Source organism: Kosakonia oryzendophytica, assembly GCF_900094925.1.
In the GTDB taxonomy this organism is placed as follows: domain Bacteria; phylum Pseudomonadota; class Gammaproteobacteria; order Enterobacterales; family Enterobacteriaceae; genus Kosakonia; species Kosakonia oryzendophytica.
Genome location: NZ_FMAY01000018.1, coordinates 46,304 through 67,808, shown reverse-complemented (window position 1 = coordinate 67,808; position 21,505 = coordinate 46,304). Strand labels below are relative to the sequence as shown.

Annotated in this window: 19 protein-coding genes; 8 read left to right on the top strand and 11 right to left on the bottom strand. The window is 53.9% G+C overall.

The genetic code is table 11. From position 1 onward, the window contains the following. Positions 1 to 40: 40 nt before the first annotated feature. The 11 genes from GA0061071_RS21955 to msrP all read right to left on the bottom strand — a co-directional run bounded on the left by GA0061071_RS21955 (position 41) and on the right by msrP (position 8,887). Positions 41 to 202 (bottom strand): DUF2556 family protein, encoded by a 162-nt coding sequence (locus GA0061071_RS21955; RefSeq protein ID WP_071889848.1) that lies wholly within the window; start codon positions 200 to 202, stop codon positions 41 to 43. 163 nt (positions 203 to 365) lie between these two features. Further along, positions 366 to 662: a DNA-binding transcriptional regulator Fis gene (gene fis, locus GA0061071_RS21950; protein WP_000462905.1), complete on the bottom strand. Its 297-nt coding sequence runs from the start codon at positions 660 to 662 to the stop codon at positions 366 to 368. 25 nt (positions 663 to 687) lie between these two features. Next, entirely contained in the window at positions 688 to 1,653 is a 966-nt protein-coding gene (dusB, locus tag GA0061071_RS21945) for a tRNA dihydrouridine synthase DusB (protein ID WP_088236610.1), read from the bottom strand. A 411-nt stretch (positions 1,654 to 2,064) separates the two neighbouring features. Continuing rightward, positions 2,065 to 2,946 (bottom strand): 50S ribosomal protein L11 methyltransferase, encoded by an 882-nt coding sequence (prmA, locus tag GA0061071_RS21940; protein ID WP_061492953.1) that lies wholly within the window; start codon positions 2,944 to 2,946, stop codon positions 2,065 to 2,067. A gap of 11 nt (positions 2,947 to 2,957) precedes the next feature. Further along, the gene (panF, locus tag GA0061071_RS21935; protein ID WP_061492954.1) at positions 2,958 to 4,409 is read right to left on the bottom strand and encodes a sodium/pantothenate symporter; all 1,452 of its coding nucleotides are present in this window, start codon (positions 4,407 to 4,409) and stop codon (positions 2,958 to 2,960) included. After that, positions 4,399 to 4,641: a YhdT family protein gene (locus GA0061071_RS21930; RefSeq protein WP_061492955.1), complete on the bottom strand. Its 243-nt coding sequence runs from the start codon at positions 4,639 to 4,641 to the stop codon at positions 4,399 to 4,401. Before GA0061071_RS21930 ends, panF begins: the two co-directional genes overlap by 11 nt. A gap of 108 nt (positions 4,642 to 4,749) precedes the next feature. Beyond that, positions 4,750 to 6,099: an acetyl-CoA carboxylase biotin carboxylase subunit gene (accC, locus tag GA0061071_RS21925; RefSeq protein ID WP_061492956.1), complete on the bottom strand. Its 1,350-nt coding sequence runs from the start codon at positions 6,097 to 6,099 to the stop codon at positions 4,750 to 4,752. Positions 6,100 to 6,109: 10 nt separating this feature from the next. Further along, positions 6,110 to 6,580: an acetyl-CoA carboxylase biotin carboxyl carrier protein gene (gene accB / locus GA0061071_RS21920; RefSeq protein ID WP_061492957.1), complete on the bottom strand. Its 471-nt coding sequence runs from the start codon at positions 6,578 to 6,580 to the stop codon at positions 6,110 to 6,112. Positions 6,581 to 6,601: 21 nt separating this feature from the next. After that, complete coding sequence (aroQ, locus tag GA0061071_RS21915) at positions 6,602 to 7,054, bottom strand: type II 3-dehydroquinate dehydratase (RefSeq protein WP_061492958.1); 453 nt, start codon at positions 7,052 to 7,054, stop codon at positions 6,602 to 6,604. Between the two features lie 234 nt (positions 7,055 to 7,288). Next, positions 7,289 to 7,888 (bottom strand): protein-methionine-sulfoxide reductase heme-binding subunit MsrQ, encoded by a 600-nt coding sequence (gene msrQ, locus GA0061071_RS21910; protein ID WP_061492959.1) that lies wholly within the window; start codon positions 7,886 to 7,888, stop codon positions 7,289 to 7,291. After that, a complete protein-coding gene (msrP, locus tag GA0061071_RS21905; RefSeq protein ID WP_088236609.1) occupies positions 7,889 to 8,887 on the bottom strand; it encodes a protein-methionine-sulfoxide reductase catalytic subunit MsrP in 999 nt (332 codons plus the stop codon). 292 nt (positions 8,888 to 9,179) lie between these two features. On the opposite strand from msrP, the gene csrD reads away from it, so the two are divergent. From csrD to tldD, 8 genes are all read left to right on the top strand, one after another. Continuing rightward, a complete protein-coding gene (csrD, locus tag GA0061071_RS21900; protein WP_088236608.1) occupies positions 9,180 to 11,120 on the top strand; it encodes an RNase E specificity factor CsrD in 1,941 nt (646 codons plus the stop codon). 307 nt (positions 11,121 to 11,427) lie between these two features. After that, positions 11,428 to 12,471: a rod shape-determining protein MreB gene (gene mreB / locus GA0061071_RS21895; protein WP_006818047.1), complete on the top strand. Its 1,044-nt coding sequence runs from the start codon at positions 11,428 to 11,430 to the stop codon at positions 12,469 to 12,471. A 64-nt stretch (positions 12,472 to 12,535) separates the two neighbouring features. Continuing rightward, positions 12,536 to 13,534 (top strand): rod shape-determining protein MreC, encoded by a 999-nt coding sequence (gene mreC / locus GA0061071_RS21890; RefSeq protein WP_061492962.1) that lies wholly within the window; start codon positions 12,536 to 12,538, stop codon positions 13,532 to 13,534. Then, positions 13,534 to 14,022 (top strand): rod shape-determining protein MreD, encoded by a 489-nt coding sequence (mreD, locus tag GA0061071_RS21885; protein WP_061492963.1) that lies wholly within the window; start codon positions 13,534 to 13,536, stop codon positions 14,020 to 14,022. Before mreC ends, mreD begins: the two co-directional genes overlap by 1 nt. A gap of 8 nt (positions 14,023 to 14,030) precedes the next feature. Further along, positions 14,031 to 14,624: a Maf family protein gene (locus GA0061071_RS21880; RefSeq protein ID WP_088236607.1), complete on the top strand. Its 594-nt coding sequence runs from the start codon at positions 14,031 to 14,033 to the stop codon at positions 14,622 to 14,624. Continuing rightward, positions 14,614 to 16,083, top strand: coding sequence for a ribonuclease G (rng, locus tag GA0061071_RS21875; RefSeq protein WP_061492965.1), 1,470 nt, complete (start codon positions 14,614 to 14,616; stop codon positions 16,081 to 16,083). Before GA0061071_RS21880 ends, rng begins: the two co-directional genes overlap by 11 nt. Positions 16,084 to 16,141: 58 nt before the next feature. After that, positions 16,142 to 19,951 (top strand): AsmA2 domain-containing protein YhdP, encoded by a 3,810-nt coding sequence (gene yhdP / locus GA0061071_RS21870; RefSeq protein ID WP_088236606.1) that lies wholly within the window; start codon positions 16,142 to 16,144, stop codon positions 19,949 to 19,951. Between the two features lie 84 nt (positions 19,952 to 20,035). Further along, entirely contained in the window at positions 20,036 to 21,481 is a 1,446-nt protein-coding gene (gene tldD / locus GA0061071_RS21865; RefSeq protein WP_088236605.1) for a metalloprotease TldD, read from the top strand. The last annotated feature ends 24 nt before the right edge of the window (positions 21,482 to 21,505 follow it).

Below are 21,505 nucleotides of genomic sequence, written 5' to 3'. Positions count from 1 at the left end.
TAGCCGGGGCGAAAGCGGTATTGTCGCGAGTTTCCACCACTTACAAGCTTTCGCAGTTCACCAGTTTGAGTGGGTTCACGGAGTTCATATTGCGGCACTTATCCATTTCGGTCGTCAGATACTCAATCCACTGCATGATTACGACATCCAGAATCAGGATCGACAGAGCGAAAGCTACCAGCCACCAATATTTGCGAATCATCCCGTGTTTCCCTATCTTGCAACCATTTGCTGAAAATATACATGAAACCACGACGGTGAAAAGACGAGGAAAGCGGGGTTTTGTGGGGTATTTCAGGCAATAAAAAAGGCGCTTCCCCATGCCGGTTAGCGCCTTTTTATCAATACAACTCACTGATTGAAAATCAGTTCATGCCGTATTTTTTCAGTTTTTTACGCAGCGTGCCGCGGTTGATGCCCATCATCAGCGCCGCGCGGGTCTGATTACCACGGGTGTATTGCATCACCATGTCCAACAGTGGCTGTTCTACTTCAGCCAGTACCAGCTCATACAGGTCATTAACATCCTGACCATTCAGTTGAGCAAAATAGTTCTTCAGTGCCTGTTTTACCGAATCACGGAGCGGTTTTTGGGTTACCTGATCCTGAGAGTTAACGGTAGAAACGGTCAGTACGTCAGAATTTACGCGTTGTTCGAACATAGTTCTGTCAGCTCTTTATTTCTGTTTACGCAAAATTTTCGAAGTATGCCTCCAACGCCTCCAGCTGTTCGCTGGCATTCTCAATGGCGTTGAATGTGCGCCGAAACTGGTCATTCGGAGCGTGCTCCTGGAGATACCAGGAGACGTGTTTACGCGCGATTCGGTAACCTTTTGCCTGACCATAAAAGTCATGCAGTTCCCGAACGTGCGCGCAAAGCAAGCGCTTAACCTCTGCCAAAGGCAGCGGGGCCAGCAGCTCCCCAGTGTCCAGATAATGCTGGATTTCCCGAAAGATCCAGGGTCTTCCCTGAGCTGCACGGCCTATCATCAGGGCATCCGCCCCCGTATAGTCGAGCACAGCTCTGGCTTTAAGCGGGTCAGTAATGTCGCCATTCGCGATAATCGGAATGGAAACTTTCTGCTTAACTGCCCGAATACTGTCGTACTCAGCTTCTCCATTGAACAAACAGGCGCGGGTGCGTCCATGAATGGTCAGAGCCTGGATACCACAATCTTCAGCCAGTTGGGCAATTTCTACGCAGTTACGGTGTTCCGGAGCCCAACCCGTGCGAATCTTCAGCGTAACGGGTACATCCACTGCATTCACCACCGCGGACAGGATCGACTTCACCAGATCCGGGTATTGCAGCAGGGCTGAACCTGCCAGCTTACGATTCACCTTTTTGGCCGGGCAGCCCATATTGATATCAATAATTTGGGCGCCGCTTTCCACGTTAATACGTGCGGCTTCCGCCATTTCATCCGGGTCGCTACCTGCAATTTGCACGGTGCGAATACCGGGTTCATCAATGTGCACCATCCGCAATCGGGACTTGTCGCTTTCCCAAACCTGCGGGTTAGACGACATCATCTCGGATACGGTCAGACCGGCTCCCATCTCGTAGCACAACGTCCGGAATGGCCTGTCAGTAATGCCAGCCATCGGCGCTGCGATCAGGCGATTTCTGAGCTGGTGGTGTCCGATGCGCATGAGTTAAGAAATGACCATACTGTGACTGCAAGGCGGCGTATATTACGCATTTTTCGCACGAGATGAAAGGCCAAACTTTGAGCAATCCTCTGTTGTAGATCAAGGAATCGCCAGCAATGGCAGGGGTTCAAAATATTAAACCATATTTTTCATTAGGTTACTGGAAAGAGAAAAATTTTGTTAAGGAGATAAATTCACACAAGTAATCGTTTTTTACCGGGGAATAAGCAGGGGGATTGCTTTTATTTCGCGCAAAAAAGGCGGGTTTTGCGAACCTGCTCGCAATTTTTGACCTGACATTTTTTGGGATTATTCGACAACCCTGTGGCGTTTGAGGATGACTTGCGGTTGGGGAAAGGCGAAAAAGACGAAGCGACATGAAAACGTGGCCCGCAGGCCACGCTGAGAAGATTATTTTTTCTGACCGGTGATGCGGCACCACTCCTCTTTCTCCACCACCGGATCGAGGGTGAAGATGTCGGCATAGGCTTCACAGACACTATCTGCCTGGCTGGCAAGGATACCAGAAAGGCCCAGTAAACCGCCCTCAACGGGCAGCACGCTGATTAACGGTGCCAGTTCACGCAACGGGCCTGCCAAGATATTGGCGACCACGACGTCGGCCTGCATCGCTTCTGGCTGATCGTGTGGCAGATAGAGTTCCAGACGTTCTGATACCCCATTACGCTCTGCATTATCGCGGCTTGCCTGGATGGCCTGCGGATCGATATCAATACCGATCGCTTTTGCTGCGCCAAGCTTGAGGGCGGCGATCGCGAGGATCCCTGAGCCACAACCAAAGTCGATCACTGTCTTGCCTGCCAGATCCAGGCTATCGAGCCATTGCAGACAGAGTGACGTTGTTGGGTGGGTGCCCGTGCCAAAGGCCAGGCCCGGATCGAGCATCACATTAACCGCATTAGGGTCCGGGACATCGCGCCAGCTTGGGCAGATCCACAAACGCTCGCCAAAACGCATCGGGTGGAAGTTATCCATCCATTCGCGCTCCCAGTCTTTATCTTCCAGTTGCTCAATCTTGTGGACGAAACCTTCACCCAGTAGTGGGTGGCAAGCGAGTTGGGCGATAACGTCATTCATCTCGGTTTCGGCATCGAACAGGCCGATAACATCGGTATCGCCCCACAGGCGCGTTTCGCCCGGCAATGGCTCGAACACCGGCGTATCATGCGTGTCCTGGAAAGTAATGGAAACGGCACCCGCTTCCATCAGGGCATCGCTCAGCTCTTCGGCGTTAGCGCCAGTGGTGTTCAGTTTCAGTTGGATCCAGGGCATGTCTTAACTCTTTATTGATTAACAGAGATAGTCGGAGCCTGCGACGCCGGTTGACCAAAACGGTTCCCGACAACGAAAGCCAGCAAACTTAACAGTAACGAGGGCACAATCGGGTGGAAGCCCAAGTATTGAATATTAAAGGTGGCGAGCACGGCATACAGCACACCGCCGACAATCATCGCGCTGAGCGCGCCCACCGCGTTCGCGCGTTCCCAGTAAAGCCCCAGCACCAGCGGCCACAAGAACACGGCTTCCAGCCCGCCAAATGCCAGCAGGTTTAGCCAAATGATCATTTCCGGCGGGCGCCATGCCGCCAGCATCATCAGGATCCCAAGCACCAGGGTGGTGATCGTGGAGATGCGTTTCAGACGCTGCTCATGATGTATTTTAGTCGGCTGCGCGTTGAGCCAGAGATCTTTCACGATCGTTGCAGAAGCCTGTAACAGATGCGCATTCACGTTCGACATGATCGCCGCCATCGGTGCTGCGAGGAACAGACCCGCCGCCCATGGTGGCAGCACTTCAACCATCAACGTCGGGATCACGAGATCCGGTACCGACAGATGTGGCAGCACGGCACGGCCCAGTGCGCCCGCCAGATGCATACCGAGCATTAACAGTGCAATGACAACAGTGCCAATGACAATGCCGCGATGCACGGATTTACTGTCTTTATACGAGATGCAGCGTACAGCGGTATGTGGCAGGCCAATCACACCGAAACAGACCAGCACCCAGAATGAGGTCATAAATGCCGGCGTGAGAATATCCGATGCGCCATGCGGGCTGACCAGTTTGGGATCGATATGTTGCAGGGTGTCGACTGCATTATGCAGGCCTCCTGCGGCATGGATCACACCGACCAGCAGCACCAGAGTGCCGATCAGCATCACCATCCCTTGCATTGTGTCGTTCAAAACGCTGGCGCGGAAGCCGCCAAACGCGGTGTACAGTGCAATCGTAATGCCGAAGATCAGCAGCCCGGTTTCATATTTAATGCCGGCAGCGGTTTCCAGTAAACGCGCGCCGCCAATAAACTGCACCGCAATGGCGCCAACAAACGCCACCAACAGACTGACGCTGGCAATCCAGACCACCGCGCGGTTTTGGTAGCGCGCCATCAACATATCATTCAGGGTGATGGCGTTATAGCGGCGCGCCAGTATGGCGAACTTCTTGCCAAGAATACCCAGCGACAACCAGATTGTCGGCACCTGGATCATCGCCAGCAGTACCCACCCCAGCCCGAATTTATAGGCAGCGCCTGGCCCGCCAATAAAAGAGCTGGCACTGACATAGGTGGCGGTCAACGTCATCGCCAGCACAAAGCCACCCATTGAACGGCTACCGAGGAAATACTCGCTCAGGAAGGTTCCACTGCTGCGCTGACGCATGGCGTAAAAAGAGAGGCCAAAAACCACAATTAAATAGATGACCAGTACGGCAATGATTTCATTCTGCATCGTTATCCTCCAGGGCGATATCGCGGAAGATAAAACGCACCATTCCCCAGCACAGCAAAATAAACACCAATGGCGTGAGCAGGCAGGCCAGCTCAAACCAGCGCGGCAGCCCGGTGAATCCCTGTACGGAATCGGGTATGTAAGCACATACTAACCAGGCAGCCAGATAAAGAAGGGTCAGCCACAGCGCCCAACGGGCTTCTTTGTGGGCCTGAACAAAACGCTTGTCCATTGTATTCCCTTGTGGATGAAGAAAGCGGGGATTGTACCCTATGGAAAAGATGAGGGGAGAGAAAAAGAAAAAAGGCCGGAAAATCCGGCCTGTTGCGCTGTTTACAGATTATTTTTCCTGCAAACCGAGTTTTTTCTCCAGGTAGTGGATATTGGTTCCACCGCGCTGGAAATTCTCGTCGCTCATAATACGCATCTGCAGATCAACGTTGGTTTTAATGCCGTCGATAATCAGCTCCTGCAACGCATTCTTCATACGTGCAATTGCCACTTCGCGGGTTTCACCAAAGCAAATCAGTTTGCCGATCATTGAATCGTAATACGGCGGGACAGTGTACCCGGCGTAAATGTGCGATTCCCAGCGTACACCAAAACCGCCCGGCGCGTGGAAACGCGTGATTTTACCCGGACTTGGCAGGAAGGTGTTCGGATCTTCGGCGTTGATACGGCACTCTACCGCATGGCCTTTAACCATCACGTCTTCCTGTTTGATGGACAGCGGCTGACCGGCGGCAATACGCAACTGCTCTTTGATCAGGTCAACGCCGGTGATCATTTCCGTTACCGGGTGTTCAACCTGAATACGGGTGTTCATCTCAATGAAGTAGAACTCACCGTTTTCGAACAGGAACTCGAACGTACCCGCTCCGCGATAACCGATTTCAACACAGGCTTTCGCACAGCGTTCACCGATAAAGCGACGCAGTTCCGGTGTAATGCCCGGTGCAGGTGCTTCTTCAACCACTTTCTGGTGACGACGCTGCATAGAGCAGTCGCGCTCAGCCAGATAGATAGCGTTGCCCTGGCCGTCAGCCAGTACCTGGATCTCGACGTGGCGAGGATTTTCCAGGTATTTCTCCATGTACACCATGTCGTTGTTGAAAGCGGCTTTCGCTTCCGCACGGGTCATGGCGATAGACTGCGCCAGATCGGCATCTTTACGCACAACGCGCATACCGCGACCGCCACCGCCGCCGGAGGCCTTGATGATCACCGGGTAACCAATGCGTTTCGCATGGGCGCGGTTCACCTCGGTGTCATCGCCCAGCGGGCCATCAGAGCCCGGTACACATGGTACGCCAGCTTGTTTCATCGCGTTAATTGCCGACACTTTGTCGCCCATCAGGCGGATGGTTTCTGCTTTCGGACCGATGAAGATAAAGCCGGAACGCTCAACCTGCTCAGCAAAGTTAGCGTTTTCGGAAAGGAAGCCATACCCCGGGTGAATCGCAGCCGCACCGGTGATTTCGGCAGCGGAGATGATTGCCGGGATATTCAGATAACTTTTTACGGACGGCGCCGGACCGATACAGACTGTTTCGTCCGCCAGCAGTACGTGTTTTAAATCGCGATCCGCAGTGGAATGCACAGCGACAGTCTTGATGCCCAGTTCTTTACAGGCACGAAGAATACGCAGTGCAATCTCGCCGCGGTTGGCGATAACAATTTTATCCAGCATGTGCGCCTCGTTACTCGATGACGACCAGCGGCTCGTCAAATTCAACCGGTTGGCCACTTTCAACCAGAATGGCTTTCACCACGCCTGCTTTATCGGCTTCAATCTGGTTCATCATTTTCATCGCTTCAACGATGCACAGGGTGTCGCCCACGTTGACTTTCTGGCCAACTTCACAGAACGCTTTCGCGTCCGGGCTCGGGGTACGATAGAAAGTCCCGACCATCGGGGAACGTACGATGTGACCACTGATTTCTGTCGCTGCCGGTGCTTCCATTGCTGGAGCAGCTGTCGGTGCTACAGCGTTAGACAGTGCAGGTTGTTGCATCATCGGTGCGGCATAAGCCTGCTGCATCACCGGGAAACCTGCATTCGGCGCGCTACGGCTGATGCGTACTGACTCTTCGCCTTCAGAAATTTCCAGTTCAGAGATGCCTGATTCTTCAACCAGCTCGATCAGTTTTTTAATCTTACGAATATCCATGAGTGGGTTCCGTACTCTTGTTTAGTGTGATTGTGACAAGCGTTTTACCGCTGTCTGTAAAGCGTATGAATAACCATCCGCACCCAATCCGCAGATAACGCCAGCGGCGATATCAGACAGATAAGAGTGGTGGCGGAATGGCTCCCGCGCATACACATTGCTGAGGTGGATCTCGATAAACGGGATGCCCACCGCCAGCAATGCATCGCGGATAGCGACGCTGGTGTGCGTAAATGCGGCCGGATTGATCAGGATAGAGTCCACGGTATCTTTAGCCTGATGAATACGGTCGATAATTGCGTACTCCGCGTTAGACTGAAAATGCGTCAGTTCCACATCAAGTGCTGCTGCTTCTGTACTCAACTGCTTAACAATATCGTTCAGCGTTAGCGAGCCATACGTCTCCGGCTCACGGGCACCGAGCATGTTAAGGTTCGGTCCGTTCAAAAGCAAAATGTGGAACTTGTCAGCCATTATGCTGCTATCTCCTGCGATTCGCCGGTAAAAAACAAAATATACCTTCGATGCGCGATTGTCACCTTTTCAGAGGCTAAAAACCCCTGTCAGGAAAACCAAAGTCGCACATTATAACGATTTCGTAGCATTTGGCAGCTAAATACTGGTCTTATCAGGGAAGATTATCCATCACCGCCAGCAACATGGCTGTGAATGATAGAAGATCTGCGGGAAAGTGCACAGAATGAGACGTTAATGCCACCATTGGCGGAACTTCTTATAACGCCATGCTAATAGCGCCACGGCGATGATGGCATAGATCACGGGCTGTGGTGAGAGAATCTTCACTGACCAGAGATAGTGAATGGGGGCGAGGATCGCCACCAGATAGACGAAGTTATGCAATTGCTGCCAGCGTTTGCCCAATTTACGTTGCGCCCACTGCGTTGAGGTGACTGCCAGCGCCAGTAAAATGAGCCAGCTTATCGCGCCGAGCATTAAATAGGGCCGCGTGGTCAGCTCCTGACCCAGTAACGTCAGATTGTTGATACCCAGTTCCAACAAGGTATAACTGGTCAGGTGCAGCGTCGCCCAGGCAAAGCACCATAATCCCAGCAGCCTGCGGGTGCGAATTAATAAAGGTTGTTTTGCATAACGCGCTAAAGGAGTGACCAGCAGCGTGGCTAACAGGAATTTTAGCGCCATTCTCCCGGTAAAATGCTGAATATCTTTTGCCGGATCGGCGCTGAAATAGCCCTGGCTGGCAGCCCAAAACAGCCAGATAAAAGGCAATAACCCCGCCAGATGGAGGAGGACTTTAAGCCAGGTCACCTGTTTTGCCGTTAAACGCACTCAGAAATTCTCCCGTAAATCTAACCCACGATACAGCGAAGCTACCTCTTCAGCGTAGCCGTTAAAGAGTAACGTTGGCTGGCGTTTTACATCCAGCGCACCACCTGAACCAATAAAGCGTTCGGTGGCCTGCGACCAGCGAGGGTGGTCAACATGCGGATTCACGTTGGCGAAAAAACCATACTCATCGGGTGCCGACAGGTTCCATGTCGTGGGCGGGCGCTGGCTGGTCAGTTTAATACTGACAATCGACTTGATGCCTTTAAAACCGTATTTCCACGGCACCGTCAGGCGAATAGGTGCACCATTTTGCGGCGGCAGCGCTTTACCGTAAACGCCAACGGTGAGGAGTGTTAGCGGATGCATGGCTTCATCTATACGTAATCCTTCGACGTAAGGATACGCCAGGCCGCCGCCAATAAAGCGATCCTTCTGCCCTGGCATCTCTTCTGGCGCGTAGCGCGTCTGGAAGGCAACGTATTTTGCCTTGCTGGTGGGTTCAACCTGCGCCAGCAGTTTATGGAGCGGGAAGCCAATCCACGGCACCACCATTGACCAGGCTTCCACGCAACGCATCCTGTAAATGCGCTCTTCCAGCGGGAAGCGCGACGTCAGCGCATCATGGTCAAGAGTTAATGGTTTCGCGACTTCGCCATCAATGGTTAATGTCCAGGGGTCGGTTTTCATCCCGCCAGCGTTGGCAGCAGGGTCGGCTTTGTCCAGACCAAATTCGTAGAAGTTGTTATAACCGGTGACCTTATCTTCCGGCGTCAGCGCCAACGTGGATTGCCAGGCGTCCGGTTTACTGAAATCAAGGGCTTTACCGGATGGGGCTTTCGGGCGGTCATGGCCTTTAAACCAGTCCAGTAAATCAGCATGGCCGCTGGCAGGAAGGGTTAGCGCTGTTGCGCCAATGCCCAATATCTTCAGTACCTGTCGGCGTTGTAACATAAAAACGGATTCGGCAGTTACGTCGGCTTCGGTCAATTTTTTCTTCATGGCATCCTCCGCTACTTTCCTCTTAAGCATGGTGGAAACAATGCGTTAGTGCGAGTAGGAGTGTGTTACCAAACATTGTAAATTTAGCGTCTTAACTATCTCTTTGACCTATTGATGATTGGCAAATAATTTCTGAGGTCTATACTCGCAATAATGAAATACGGTGCCATTTTATTGCCAGTCTCAGCAGGCTATCTCGGGGGCGTCACTACGCCGAAGTTAGTACTTACCAGGGTAACGTTATCCCGGCTGGAACCGTCTTGTTCTTTATATAAACGGAGTTAACACAGGGATGCGATTAACGACGAAATTCTCCGCATTTGTAACACTACTGACGGGATTGGCGATCTTCGTTACCCTGATTGGCTGTTCACTCAGTTTTTATACTGCTATCCAGAATAAGGTTGCTAACCGCGTACAAGCGGTAGCGGCCGTTGTTGATGCGCGTTTGATCTCCTCCTCTCCCTCAGCTCTGTTGCATCAGCTTGATGAATTAATGGTGCCGGTAGACATCATCGGTATTGATGTCAAACAGGGCGAGCACGTTATCCTCAGTTACACTCGTAAAAGCACTTACCGCCCGGCAGGCAGCAATTATCAATACCGGGAGTTGCAGATTCCTTCGGTGAAAAACCCAGGATTTGTGATAACACTGGTCTATCAGGATCCAATGGCGAACTATTTTCGTTCGCTGCTGACGACCGCGCCGCTAACGCTGGCGATCGGCTTTATGATTGTCATTATCTTTTTGTCGGTGCGCTGGTTGCGCCGACAACTTTCCGGGCAGGAGTTGCTGGAAACACGCGCCACGCGGATCCTCAATGGCGAGCGAGGCCCGCAAGTCCGCGGCAGCATTTATGAATGGCCGTCGCGCACCAGCAGCGCGCTGGATGTGCTGCTGACGGATATCCAGTTCGCCAGCGATCAGCGTAGTCGTATGGATACGTTAATCCGCTCTTATGCCGCGCAAGATACCCGCACTGGCCTCAATAACCGTCTGTTTTTTGATAATCAGTTGGCGACCTTACTGGAGGACCAGGAAAAAGTCGGAGCGCATGGTGTGGTGATGATGATCCGCCTGCCGGATTTTGACCTGCTACGCGATAGCTGGGGATTGTCGGCGGTCCAGGAGCACCTCTTTGCGCTGATCAATTTACTCTCCACCTTTATTATGCGTTATCCTGGCGCGCTGCTGGCCCGTTATCATCGTAGTGATTTTGCGGTTCTGCTCCCACACCGCACGTTAAAAGAAGCGGAAAGTATCGCCGGGCAGATCCTCAACGCGGTGGATGGCTTGCCGCCGAGCAAAATGTTGACCCGCGAAGATATGATGCATATCGGGATTTGCGCCTGGCGCAGCGGGCAGTCCACCGAGCAGGTTATGGAGCACAGTGAAGCCGCCGCGCGCAATGCGGTGCTGCAAGGTGGTAATAGCTGGTCAGTGTATGATGACTCGTTACCAGAACAAGGGCGTGGCAATGTTCGCTGGCGCACGCTGATTGAGCAAATGTTAAGCCGGGGTGGGCCGCGTGTTTACCAGAAACCGGCGGTGAATCGTGACGGACAGGTGCATCATCGGGAATTAATGTGCCGTATTTACGACGGCGAGCAGGAAGTGATTGCCGAAGAGTATATGCCGATGGTGCTGCAATTTGGTTTATCCGAAGAGTATGACCGTCAGCAGGTGACACGACTGATTCCGTTTATCCGTTTCTGGCCAGAAGAAAACCTTGCTATGCAAGTGACGGTTGAGTCGCTGATCCGCCCGCGTTTTCAGCGCTGGGTGCGTGATACGCTAATGCAGTGCGAAAAATCGCAACGTAAACGGATTATTTTTGAACTTGCCGAGGCGGATGTTTGTCAACACATCAGCCGATTACAGTCAGTTGTGCGTTTGATCAATGCATTAGGCGCTCGCGTGGTGGTTAATCAGGCGGGGCTGACGTTGGTTAGCACCAGTTGGATTAAAGCGTTGGATGTTGAGTTATTAAAGCTGCATCCGGGGTTGGTCAGGAACATTGAAAAACGCACGGAAAACCAGTTGCTGGTTCAAAGCCTTGTGGAGGTGTGCAAAGGCACGCGTACGCGGGTTTTCGCCACGGGCGTTCGCTCCCGGGGGGAATGGCAGACGCTGGTGGAATGTGGCGTTGCGGGTGCGCAGGGGGATTTCTTCGCCGCTTCTCAACCGCTCGATACCAATGTGAAAAAATATTCGCAAAGATATTCGGTTTGAACTGCTGTTTGAGCCGTTTTCACGTAGAATAATGCGCGCTGCTTTGTATGGGGGTGTGCTTGCCTGCCCGCCGGATCGTTGCGGCGTTTAAAAAGCCGGTTTGACCTTTGACAGGTTGTAAACGCAGGGTACTGGAACAGTTGGATTTTATCGCTTCCGGACGAAGTCATGTCGTTTTGCAACAAAGGAAACAAACTGCACTAATTTTCACCGTAGCAGACAGTTTTTGCGCCTTGTCGCTGCTGCGTGTGGTTGGTAAAGTAAGCGGATTTTGTTTCCGCCCCAGCTTTCAGGATTATCCCTCAGTATGTTGAAAAAATTTCGTGGCATGTTTTCCAATGACCTGTCCATTGACCTGGGTACCGCGAATACCCTGATTTATGTAAAAGGACAAGGCATCGTATTGAATGAGCCTTCCGTGGTGGCCATTCGCCAGGATCGTGCCGGTTCACCGAAAAGTGTAGCCGCTGTAGGTCATGAAGCGAAACAGATGCTTGGTCGTACGCCAGGCAATATCGCCGCTATCCGCCCGATGAAAGACGGCGTTATTGCTGACTTCTTCGTGACCGAAAAAATGCTGCAGCACTTTATTAAACAAGTGCACAGCAACAGCTTTATGCGTCCGAGCCCGCGTGTACTGGTTTGTGTTCCGGTTGGCGCGACCCAGGTTGAACGCCGTGCAATTCGTGAATCTGCTCAGGGTGCTGGCGCCCGTGAAGTGTTTCTGATTGAAGAACCGATGGCTGCCGCGATTGGCGCAGGCTTACCGGTTTCTGAAGCGACCGGTTCAATGGTTGTGGATATCGGTGGTGGTACCACCGAAGTGGCGGTTATCTCCCTGAACGGTGTGGTGTACTCCTCTTCCGTGCGTATCGGTGGTGACCGTTTTGATGAAGCGATTATTAATTATGTGCGCCGTAACTACGGTTCTCTGATTGGTGAAGCAACGGCAGAGCGCATCAAGCATGAAATCGGTTCTGCGTACCCGGGTGATGAAGTGCGCGAAATTGAAGTCCGTGGCCGTAACCTGGCTGAAGGCGTACCGCGTGGCTTCACGCTGAACTCCAACGAAATTCTGGAAGCGTTGCAGGAACCGTTGACGGGCATCGTAAGCGCTGTGATGGTCGCACTGGAACAGTGCCCACCGGAACTGGCGTCCGATATCTCCGAACGAGGTATGGTATTGACCGGCGGCGGCGCGCTGCTGCGTAACCTCGATCGCCTGTTGATGGAAGAGACAGGTATTCCAGTTGTAGTTGCAGAAGATCCACTGACTTGCGTAGCGCGTGGCGGCGGCAAGGCGCTGGAAATGATCGACATGCACGGCGGCGACCTGTTCAGCGAAGAATAGTCCGTGTCAGATTCGGAGCGCTATGTCGCTCCGAATCTGGCTGGCCTGAGAATACGCAAAGCCTATGAAGCCAATTTTTAGCCGTGGCCCGTCACTGCAGATTCGTCTTTTCCTGGCGGTCCTGGTGGCGCTCGGAGTCATTATTGCCGACAGCCGCCTCGGTACGTTCAGTCAAATCAGAACGTACATGGATACTGCCGTCAGTCCTTTCTATTTTATTTCTAACGGTCCTCGCGAATTATTAGACAGCGTTTCGCAAACGCTGGCCTCGCGCGATCAGCTTGAGCTTGAAAATCGGGCATTGCGTCAGGAATTGCTGCTGAAAAACAGCGAGCTGCTAATGTTAGGGCAGTATAAGCAGGAGAACGCGCGCCTGCGTGAACTGCTGGGTTCACCGCTGCGTCAGGATGAGCAAAAAATGGTGACCCAGGTTATTTCAACGGTGAATGACCCTTATAGCGATCAGGTGGTTATCGATAAAGGCAGCGTCAACGGCGTATATGAAGGTCAGCCGGTGATCAGCGATAAAGGCGTGGTGGGGCAGGTTGTCGCGGTAGCGAAACTCACCAGTCGGGTGCTGCTGATTTGCGATGCGACCCACGCATTGCCCATCCAGGTACTGCGTAATGATATCCGCGTGATTGCCGCTGGTAACGGTTGCACCGATGATCTCCAACTGGAACATCTGCCCGCGAACACCGATATCCGTGTCGGCGACGTGCTGGTGACCTCTGGCCTTGGGGGGCGTTTCCCGGAAGGTTATCCGGTGGCGGTCGTTTCCTCGGTCAAACTGGATACACAGCGTGCTTACACGGTGATTCAGGCGCGTCCAACCGCAGGTCTGCAACGTCTGCGTTATCTGCTGCTGTTATGGGGCGCGGATCGTAATGGTTCTAACCCAAGAACGCCGGAAGATGTCCATCGCGTCGCGAATGAACGTCTGCTGCAAATGATGCCGCAGGTGCTGCCTTCTCCGGATGTGATGGGGCCGCCAGCACCCATGCCAGCTCCTGCGACCGGCATGACGCAACCACCTCCCTCAGCCTCGACGGGAGGGCAATAGTGGCAAGTTACCGTAGCCAGGGGCGCTGGGTTATCTGGCTCTCGTTTTTCATTGCTCTGTTGCTTCAAATTATGCCCTGGCCGGATGACATCATTGTCTACCGGCCAAACTGGGTGCTGCTTATTCTGCTTTACTGGATCCTGGCGTTGCCGCACCGCGTAAATGTCGGTACGGGTTTCGCCATGGGTGCCATACTGGATCTGATTAGCGGATCCACACTTGGCGTACGTGCGTTGTCATTAAGCATTGTCGCCTATCTGGTCGCACTGAAATTTCAGTTATTCCGTAATCTGGCGCTCTGGCAACAGGCGCTGGTGGTGATGTTGTTGTCGTTGGCTACCGAAGTGATTGTCTTCTGGGCGGAATTTTTGGTGATTAACGTTTCGTTCAAGCCTGATATTTTCTGGAGCAGTCTTGTCAATGGCGTGCTCTGGCCATGGCTGTTCCTGTTAATGCGTAAAATTCGCCAGCAGTTCGCGGTGCAATAAAGGTTTTTATGACAGATATCTGGCTTGCTTCCGGCTCCCCTCGTCGTCAGGAACTGCTCACCCAGTTGGGCGTAACGTTCAGGCGCATTATTCCGGGCATTGAAGAACAGCGTCAGGCGCAGGAATCCGCCCGGCAATACGTAACGCGGCTGGCGCGAGAAAAAGCGCAGGCGGGCGTGGCGATGGCAACGCAGGATCTGCCGGTGTTGGGTGCCGATACCATCGTGATATTTAATGGTGAAGTGCTTGAAAAACCGAAAAACTCCTCGCATGCTGCCAGTATGTTGCGTCAGCTTTCCGGGCAAACACATCAGGTGATGACCGCGGTGGCGCTGGCGGACAGCCAGTATCTGCTCGATTGCCTGGTGGAAACGGAAGTGACCTTCAGAGTGTTGTCAGACGCGGATATCGCCGCTTATGTTGCCAGCGGCGAGCCACTGGATAAAGCGGGCGCCTACGGTATTCAGGGCGCTGGCGGCTGTTTCGTCAGGAAGATTAACGGTAGCTATCATGCCGTTATGGGGTTACCGCTGGTAGAAACCTGGGAATTGCTGAGCAATTTTAACGCACTGCGCGAGGGAAGAGATAATCATGACGGCTGAATTACTGGTCAACGTAACACCATCGGAAACACGCGTCGCGTATATTGACGGCGGTATCCTTCAGGAAATTCACATCGAGCGTGAAGCACGGCGCGGGATAGTAGGCAATATCTACAAAGGTCGGGTTAGCCGGGTTCTGCCGGGTATGCAGGCGGCTTTTGTAGATATTGGTCTGGAAAAGGCGGCATTCCTTCACGCTTCCGACATTATGCCGCACACTGAATGCGTCGCCGGAGAAGAGCAGAAGAACTTCACCGTCCGCGATATTTCCGAGCTGGTTCGTCAGGGACAGGATCTGATGGTGCAGGTGGTGAAAGATCCCCTCGGTACGAAAGGTGCACGCCTGACCACGGACATTACCCTCCCTTCACGTTATCTGGTGTTTATGCCAGGTGCTGCACATGTGGGGGTTTCCCAACGTATTGAAAGTGAAGCCGAGCGCGAGCGCCTCAAGCAGGTCGTGGCAGCCTATTGCGATGAGCAGGGTGGTTTTATCATTCGCACGGCGGCGGAGGGCGTATGTGAAGAGGATCTCGCCTCTGATGCGGCCTACCTGAAGCGCGTCTGGACCAAGGTGATGGAGCGCAAAAAGCGCCAGCAGTCGCGCTGCAAACTGTATGGCGAACTGGCGCTGGCACAGCGTGTGCTGCGCGATTTCGCCGATGCCCATCTCGACCGTATTCGCGTTGACTCCCGGCTGACATTTGAAGCGTTGCTGGAGTTTACTGCGGAGTACATCCCGGAGATGACCAGCAAGCTTGAGCACTACAGCGGGCGGCAGCCGATTTTCGATCTCTTTGATGTGGAAAACGAAATTCAGCGGGCGCTGGAGCGGAAAGTTGAGCTGAAATCGGGCGGTTATTTGATCATTGATCAGACCGAGGCGATGACCACGGTGGATATCAATACCGGTGCGTTTGTCGGCCATCGTAATCTCGACGACACTATCTTCAACACTAACATTGAAGCCACGCAGGCGATCGCCCGCCAGCTGCGTTTACGCAACCTCGGCGGCATTATCATTATCGATTTTATCGACATGAATAATGAGGATCATCGCCGTCGCGTACTGCATTCTCTGGAGCAGGCATTGAGCAAGGATCGGGTGAAAACCAGCATCAATGGTTTCTCCCAACTTGGGCTGGTGGAAATGACCCGCAAGCGCACGCGTGAAAGCGTGGAACATGTTCTGTGTAATGAGTGTCCGACCTGTCATGGCCGTGGCACCGTAAAAACGGTGGAAACCGTATGCTATGAAATCATGCGCGAGATTGTGCGTGTGCATCATGCTTACGATTCCGATCGCTTCCTGGTTTACGCTTCTCCGGCGGTGGCCGAGACACTGAAAGGCGAAGAGTCACACGCGCTGGCGGAGGTGGAAATCTTCGTCGGTAAACAGGTCAAAGTACAAATCGAGCCGCTCTATAATCAGGAACAGTTCGACGTAGTAATGATGTGATTGCGCAGCGCGCTGCGACACGAGCGGGTCTGGTTGTTGGGTTGACAAGGAGAGAGGCGTGAGGCGACTGCCGGGGATATTGCTGCTTACAGGAGCGACGCTGATTGTCATCGTGGCGCTGCTGGTGAGTGGGTTACGCCTTGTCCTTCCCCATCTGGATAACTGGCGCCCGCAGATTCTGGCGCAGATCGAAGCCCGCACGGGGATAGTGGTACAGGCCGGGCAGATTCAGGCGCGCTGGGAGAATTTCGGCCCTGAGCTGGAAGTGCGCGATATCCACGCCGCGATGAAAGACGGCAGCGACCTCTCCATTAAACGTGTAACCCTGGCGCTGGATATCTGGCAAAGCCTGCTGCACCTGCGCTGGCAGTTCCGCAATCTTACCTTCTGGCAACTGGTCGCACATACCAATACGCCGCTGCAACGTAACGATACGAGCGACACCCTTGAGACGGATCGCATGAGCGATCTGTTCCTGCGTCAGTTCGATCACTTTGATCTGCGTGACAGCCGCATCAGCTTCCTGACCCTTTCCGGCCAACGTGCCGAACTGGCGATCCCGCAATTAACCTGGCTCAACAGTAACGATAGACACCGTGCAGAAGGGCAAGTCAGTCTTTCCAGTCTGACCGGCCAACACGGCATTATGCAGGTGCGAATGGACCTGCGTGATGACAACGGGTTACTGAACAATGGGCGTGTCTGGTTGCAGGCGGATGATATCGATGTCAAACCCTGGCTTGGCGAATGGATGCGCGACAACGTTGCGCTCAATAGCGCGCGTTTCAGCCTGGAAGGCTGGATGGCGCTGAATAAAGGCGTGGTCGAAAGCGGCGATGTCTGGTTAAAGCGGGGCGGTGCCAGCTGGCAAGGGGATAACACGGTACACCGGATGACGGTGGATAACCTTACGGTACATGTGTCGCGCCAGCAGCAGGGGTGGCAGTTTGATGTACCTGCCACACGCATTGCCATTGACGATCGTGCCTGGCCGCAAGGTTCGCTGAGTTTTGCCTGGGTTCCGGCACAGGAGACTGGCGGGGCAGGTGGCGTTCAGAGCGATGAGTTACGCGTGCGTGCCAGCAATCTTGAGCTCAGCAGGCTGGAAGGATTGCTGCCGATTGCCGAAAAAATCTCGCCACAGCTCTACAACATCTGGGGCACGATGCAGCCCAGCGGACTGCTGGAACAGTTAGCGCTGGATATTCCGTTGCAGTCTCCCGGTAAAACGCGTTTCCAGGCGCGTTGGAAAGATATCGCCTGGAAACAGTGGCAGCTACTGCCAGGTGTGGAGCATCTGGGCGGAACACTTGAAGGGAGCATGGACGACGGGCGGTTGACCGTGAATATGGCGAAAGCAAAGATGCCGTATGAGACCGTGTTCCGCGCGCCGCTGGAGATTGAAAAGGGCGAGGCTACGCTGAACTGGCAGCAGAACGAGCACGGTTTTCAACTCGATGGGCGCAACATCGATGTGCAGGCCAATGCCATTCATGCTCATGGTGGTTTCCGTTATCTTCAGCCGCAGGATGATGAGCCCTGGCTCGGCATTCTGGCAGGGATCAACGTTACGGATGGCGGTCAGGCATGGCGTTATTTCCCGGAAAACTTGATGGGTAAAGCGTTAGTGGATTATCTCAGCGCCGCCATTCAGGGGGGGCAGGCGCAAGATGCCACGCTGGTCTATGGCGGCAACCCGCGTCTCTTCCCTTATAAACACAATGAAGGCCAGTTTGAAGTACTGGTACCGCTGCGTAACGCGACGTTTGCTTTCCAGCCTGACTGGCCGGCGCTGAAAAATCTCGATATTCAGCTCGATTTTGTTAACGATGGCCTGTGGATGAAGAGCGATAACGTTGCGCTCGGCGGCGTGACGGCCAGTAATCTGACCGCGAATATCCCGGACTATGTAAAAGAAAAACTGCTCATCGATGCGGATATCAACGGGCCTGGCAAGGCGGTGGGACCCTATTTTAAAGAGACGCCGCTGCATGACTCTCTTGGCAACGCGCTGGAAGAGCTGCAAGTTGATGGCGACGTGAATGCTCGTTTACATCTTGATATCCCGCTGGACGGCGAGAGGACTACCGCCAAAGGCGAGGTCATGTTGCGTAATAACGGCCTGTTTATCAAACCGCTTAATAGCACTCTGAAAGATCTCAGCGGCAAGTTCAGCTTTGTGAACGGCAATCTGCAGAGCGAGCCACTACAGGCCACCTGGTTTAACCAGCCGCTAAATGTGAATTTCTCAACCACCGAAGGCGACAAAGCCTATCAGGTGGCGGTGAATCTGGACGGTAACTGGCAACCTGCGCGCACCGGCGTTTTACCCTCACAGCTCAATGATGCGCTGCGCGGCAGTGTCGCGTGGAAAGGCGATGTCGGCATTGAGTTACCGTATAAGTCTGGTGCGACCTATAAAGTTAACATTGATGGCAATCTGAATAATCTCGCCAGTACCTTACCGCCGCCGCTGGACAAACCGGCGGGCAAAGCGCTGCCGGTCAAGCTGAAGGTGGAAGGGAATCTGCACAGTTTTGATCTCACCGGGAACGCGGGCAGCACCAACCATTTTAATAGCCGCTGGTTGCTGAGTAACAAGCTGGGGCTCGATCGTGGGATCTGGACGTCAGACAGCCGAACCGTGCCTCCGCTACCGGATCAGAGCGGACTGGAATTAAACCTTCCGGCGATGAATGGCGCGCAATGGCTGGGCTTGTTACGCCAGGGGGTGGCGAACAATGTCAGTAATACCACCACGTTCCCACAAAGCATCACCCTGCGTACGCCGGCGCTGACGCTGGGCGGACAGCAGTGGAATAACCTGAGTATCGTGTCGCAACCGCAGGCTTCCGGCTCGCTGATCGAAGCGCAAGGGCGGGAGATTAGCGGGACACTGACCCTGCGTGATAATGCGCCGTGGCTGGCTGCAATTCGTTATCTCTACTACAACCCGTCAAGCACCGAGCCCAATGATGATGATATTTCGTCGCCTTCAACGCTGCTGCGTGGCAAAACCCGGGTGGATTTCACCGGCTGGCCCGATTTGCAGTTACGCTGCGCAGAGTGCTGGCTGTGGGGGCAAAAATATGGCCGCATTGACGGCGATTTCGCCATTAAAGGCGAGACGATGACGCTGGTTGGTGGCCTGGTCGATAGCGGTCTTGCACGCCTGACAGCTGAAGGCGAGTGGGTGAACAAAGCCGGTGATGAGCGTACCTCCATCAAAGGCGCTCTGCGCGGCGATAAGCTCGATTCGGCAATGGGTTTCTTCGGCGTGCCAACGCCTGTACGGGGTTCCTCTTTCGATATCAACTATGACCTGCACTGGCGTAACCCACCCTGGGAGCCGCAGGAGGAGTCGCTCAACGGTATCCTGCGTACGCGGTTGGGCAAGGGGCAAATCACCGATATCAGCACCGGCCATGCCGGGCAGCTATTGCGTCTGTTCAGTGTTGATTCGTTATTGCGAAAGTTGCGTCTGGATTTTAGTGACACATTCAGCAGTGAGGGTTTCTGGTTCGACTCGATTCGCAGTACTGCGTGGATCAAAGATGGTGTGCTGCACAGCGACGATACGCTGGTGGACGGCCTGGAAGCGGATATCGCCATGAAAGGTTCGGTGGACCTGGTCCGGCGGGAACTGGATGTTGAAGCGGTCGTCGCACCGGAAATTTCCGCTACCGTTGGCGTCGCGGCGGCATTTGCGGTTAACCCGATTGTTGGCGCAGCGGTGTTTGCCGCCAGCAAAGTTCTGGGGCCGCTGTGGAATAAAGTCTCGATTCTGCGTTACCGCATTACCGGTCCGGTGGATCAGCCGCAGATCAACGAAGTCCTGCGCCAGGCGCGGACGGATAAAAAGCAATGATTTGACGGCATCAGCGAATTGCCTCAAGCTCCTTATATCGCATTTTTTATTGCCCGAAGTGGCGGCAACGACGAGAAAATAATGATGAGTCTTAATCTGGTGAGTGAACAACTGCTGGCAGCGAATGGCCTGAGCCATCAGGATCTGTTTACCATTCTTGGCCAACTGACCGCGCGTCGTCTTGACTACGGCGATCTCTATTTTCAGTCGAGCTATCACGAATCCTGGGTTCTGGAAGACCGCATCATCAAAGATGGTTCTTATAACATCGACCAGGGCGTGGGTGTGCGGGCCGTGAGTGGAGAGAAAACCGGTTTCGCCTATGCTGACCAAATCAGCCTGCTGGCGCTGGAGCAGAGCGCACAGGCGGCACGTACCATCGTGCGTGAAGAGGGCGACGGGAAGGTGAAAACCCTGGGGGCGGTGGAGCATCAGCGCCTTTATACCAGCATCGATCCGCTGCAAAGTATGAGCCGCGAAGAGAAACTGGATATTCTGCGCCGTGTGGATAACGTTGCCCGGGCGGCGGACAACCGCGTGCAGGAAGTTTCCGCCAGTCTGACCGGTGTTTATGAGCTGATTCTGGTGGCGGCAACCGATGGTACGCTGGCGGCGGATGTGCGTCCGCTGGTGCGTCTCTCGGTTAGCGTCCAGGTTGAAGATGATGGCAAGCGCGAGCGTGGTTCCAGCGGCGGCGGTGGTCGTTTTGGTTATGACTGGTTCCTGCAAGAGGTCGATGGCGACGTACGCGCAGATGCGTGGGCCAAAGAAGCCGTACGTATGGCGTTGGTCAATCTTTCTGCTGTTGCTGCGCCCGCGGGCACGTTGCCGGTGGTATTGGGCGCTGGCTGGCCTGGCGTGCTGCTGCACGAAGCGGTCGGTCACGGTCTGGAAGGCGATTTCAACCGTCGCGGCACATCAGTGTTCAGTGGTCAGATGGGGCAACTGGTCGCCTCTGAACTTTGTACCGTGGTGGATGATGGCACCATTGTCGACCGCCGCGGCTCGGTTGCTATTGACGATGAAGGTACGCCGGGCCAGTACAATGTGCTGATCGAAAACGGTGTGTTGAAAGGGTATATGCAGGACAAAATGAACGCGCGTCTGATGGGGGTTAAACCTACCGGTAACGGGCGTCGTGAGTCTTATGCGCATCTGCCGATGCCGCGCATGACCAATACCTATATGTTGGCAGGTAAATCCACGCCGCAGGAAATTATTGAATCGGTGGATTATGGTATCTATGCGCCGAACTTTGGCGGCGGCCAGGTGGATATCACCTCCGGCAAGTTCGTGTTCTCGACCTCTGAAGCCTACCTGATCGAAAAAGGCAAAGTCACCAAAGCGGTAAAAGGCGCGACGCTGATTGGCTCCGGCATTGAAGCGATGCAGCAGATCTCCATGGTGGGTAATGACCTGAAGCTGGACAACGGCGTTGGCGTTTGCGGCAAAGAGGGCCAGAGCTTACCGGTCGGCGTGGGACAGCCGACGCTGAAAGTGGACAAACTCACCGTCGGCGGCACGGCATAATGGCTCACCGCTCCTCTCCTTTAC

What these genes read in the sequence shown, in the direction of transcription:
- tldD (WP_088236605.1), top strand. Translation starts at nt 20,036, where the DNA reads ATGAGTCTTAATCTGGTGAGTGAACAACTGCTGGCAGCGAATGGCCTG.
- dusB (WP_088236610.1), bottom strand. Translation starts at nt 1,653, where the DNA reads ATGCGCATCGGACACCACCAGCTCAGAAATCGCCTGATCGCAGCGCCG.
- mreC (WP_061492962.1), top strand. Translation starts at nt 12,536, where the DNA reads ATGAAGCCAATTTTTAGCCGTGGCCCGTCACTGCAGATTCGTCTTTTC.
- mreB (WP_006818047.1), top strand. Translation starts at nt 11,428, where the DNA reads ATGTTGAAAAAATTTCGTGGCATGTTTTCCAATGACCTGTCCATTGAC.
- accC (WP_061492956.1), bottom strand. Translation starts at nt 6,099, where the DNA reads ATGCTGGATAAAATTGTTATCGCCAACCGCGGCGAGATTGCACTGCGT.
- accB (WP_061492957.1), bottom strand. Translation starts at nt 6,580, where the DNA reads ATGGATATTCGTAAGATTAAAAAACTGATCGAGCTGGTTGAAGAATCA.
- panF (WP_061492954.1), bottom strand. Translation starts at nt 4,409, where the DNA reads ATGCAGAATGAAATCATTGCCGTACTGGTCATCTATTTAATTGTGGTT.
- GA0061071_RS21930 (WP_061492955.1), bottom strand. Translation starts at nt 4,641, where the DNA reads ATGGACAAGCGTTTTGTTCAGGCCCACAAAGAAGCCCGTTGGGCGCTG.
- csrD (WP_088236608.1), top strand. Translation starts at nt 9,180, where the DNA reads ATGCGATTAACGACGAAATTCTCCGCATTTGTAACACTACTGACGGGA.
- fis (WP_000462905.1), bottom strand. Translation starts at nt 662, where the DNA reads ATGTTCGAACAACGCGTAAATTCTGACGTACTGACCGTTTCTACCGTT.
- msrP (WP_088236609.1), bottom strand. Translation starts at nt 8,887, where the DNA reads ATGAAGAAAAAATTGACCGAAGCCGACGTAACTGCCGAATCCGTTTTT.
- prmA (WP_061492953.1), bottom strand. Translation starts at nt 2,946, where the DNA reads ATGCCCTGGATCCAACTGAAACTGAACACCACTGGCGCTAACGCCGAA.
- GA0061071_RS21955 (WP_071889848.1), bottom strand. Translation starts at nt 202, where the DNA reads ATGATTCGCAAATATTGGTGGCTGGTAGCTTTCGCTCTGTCGATCCTG.
- rng (WP_061492965.1), top strand. Translation starts at nt 14,614, where the DNA reads ATGACGGCTGAATTACTGGTCAACGTAACACCATCGGAAACACGCGTC.
- aroQ (WP_061492958.1), bottom strand. Translation starts at nt 7,054, where the DNA reads ATGGCTGACAAGTTCCACATTTTGCTTTTGAACGGACCGAACCTTAAC.
- GA0061071_RS21880 (WP_088236607.1), top strand. Translation starts at nt 14,031, where the DNA reads ATGACAGATATCTGGCTTGCTTCCGGCTCCCCTCGTCGTCAGGAACTG.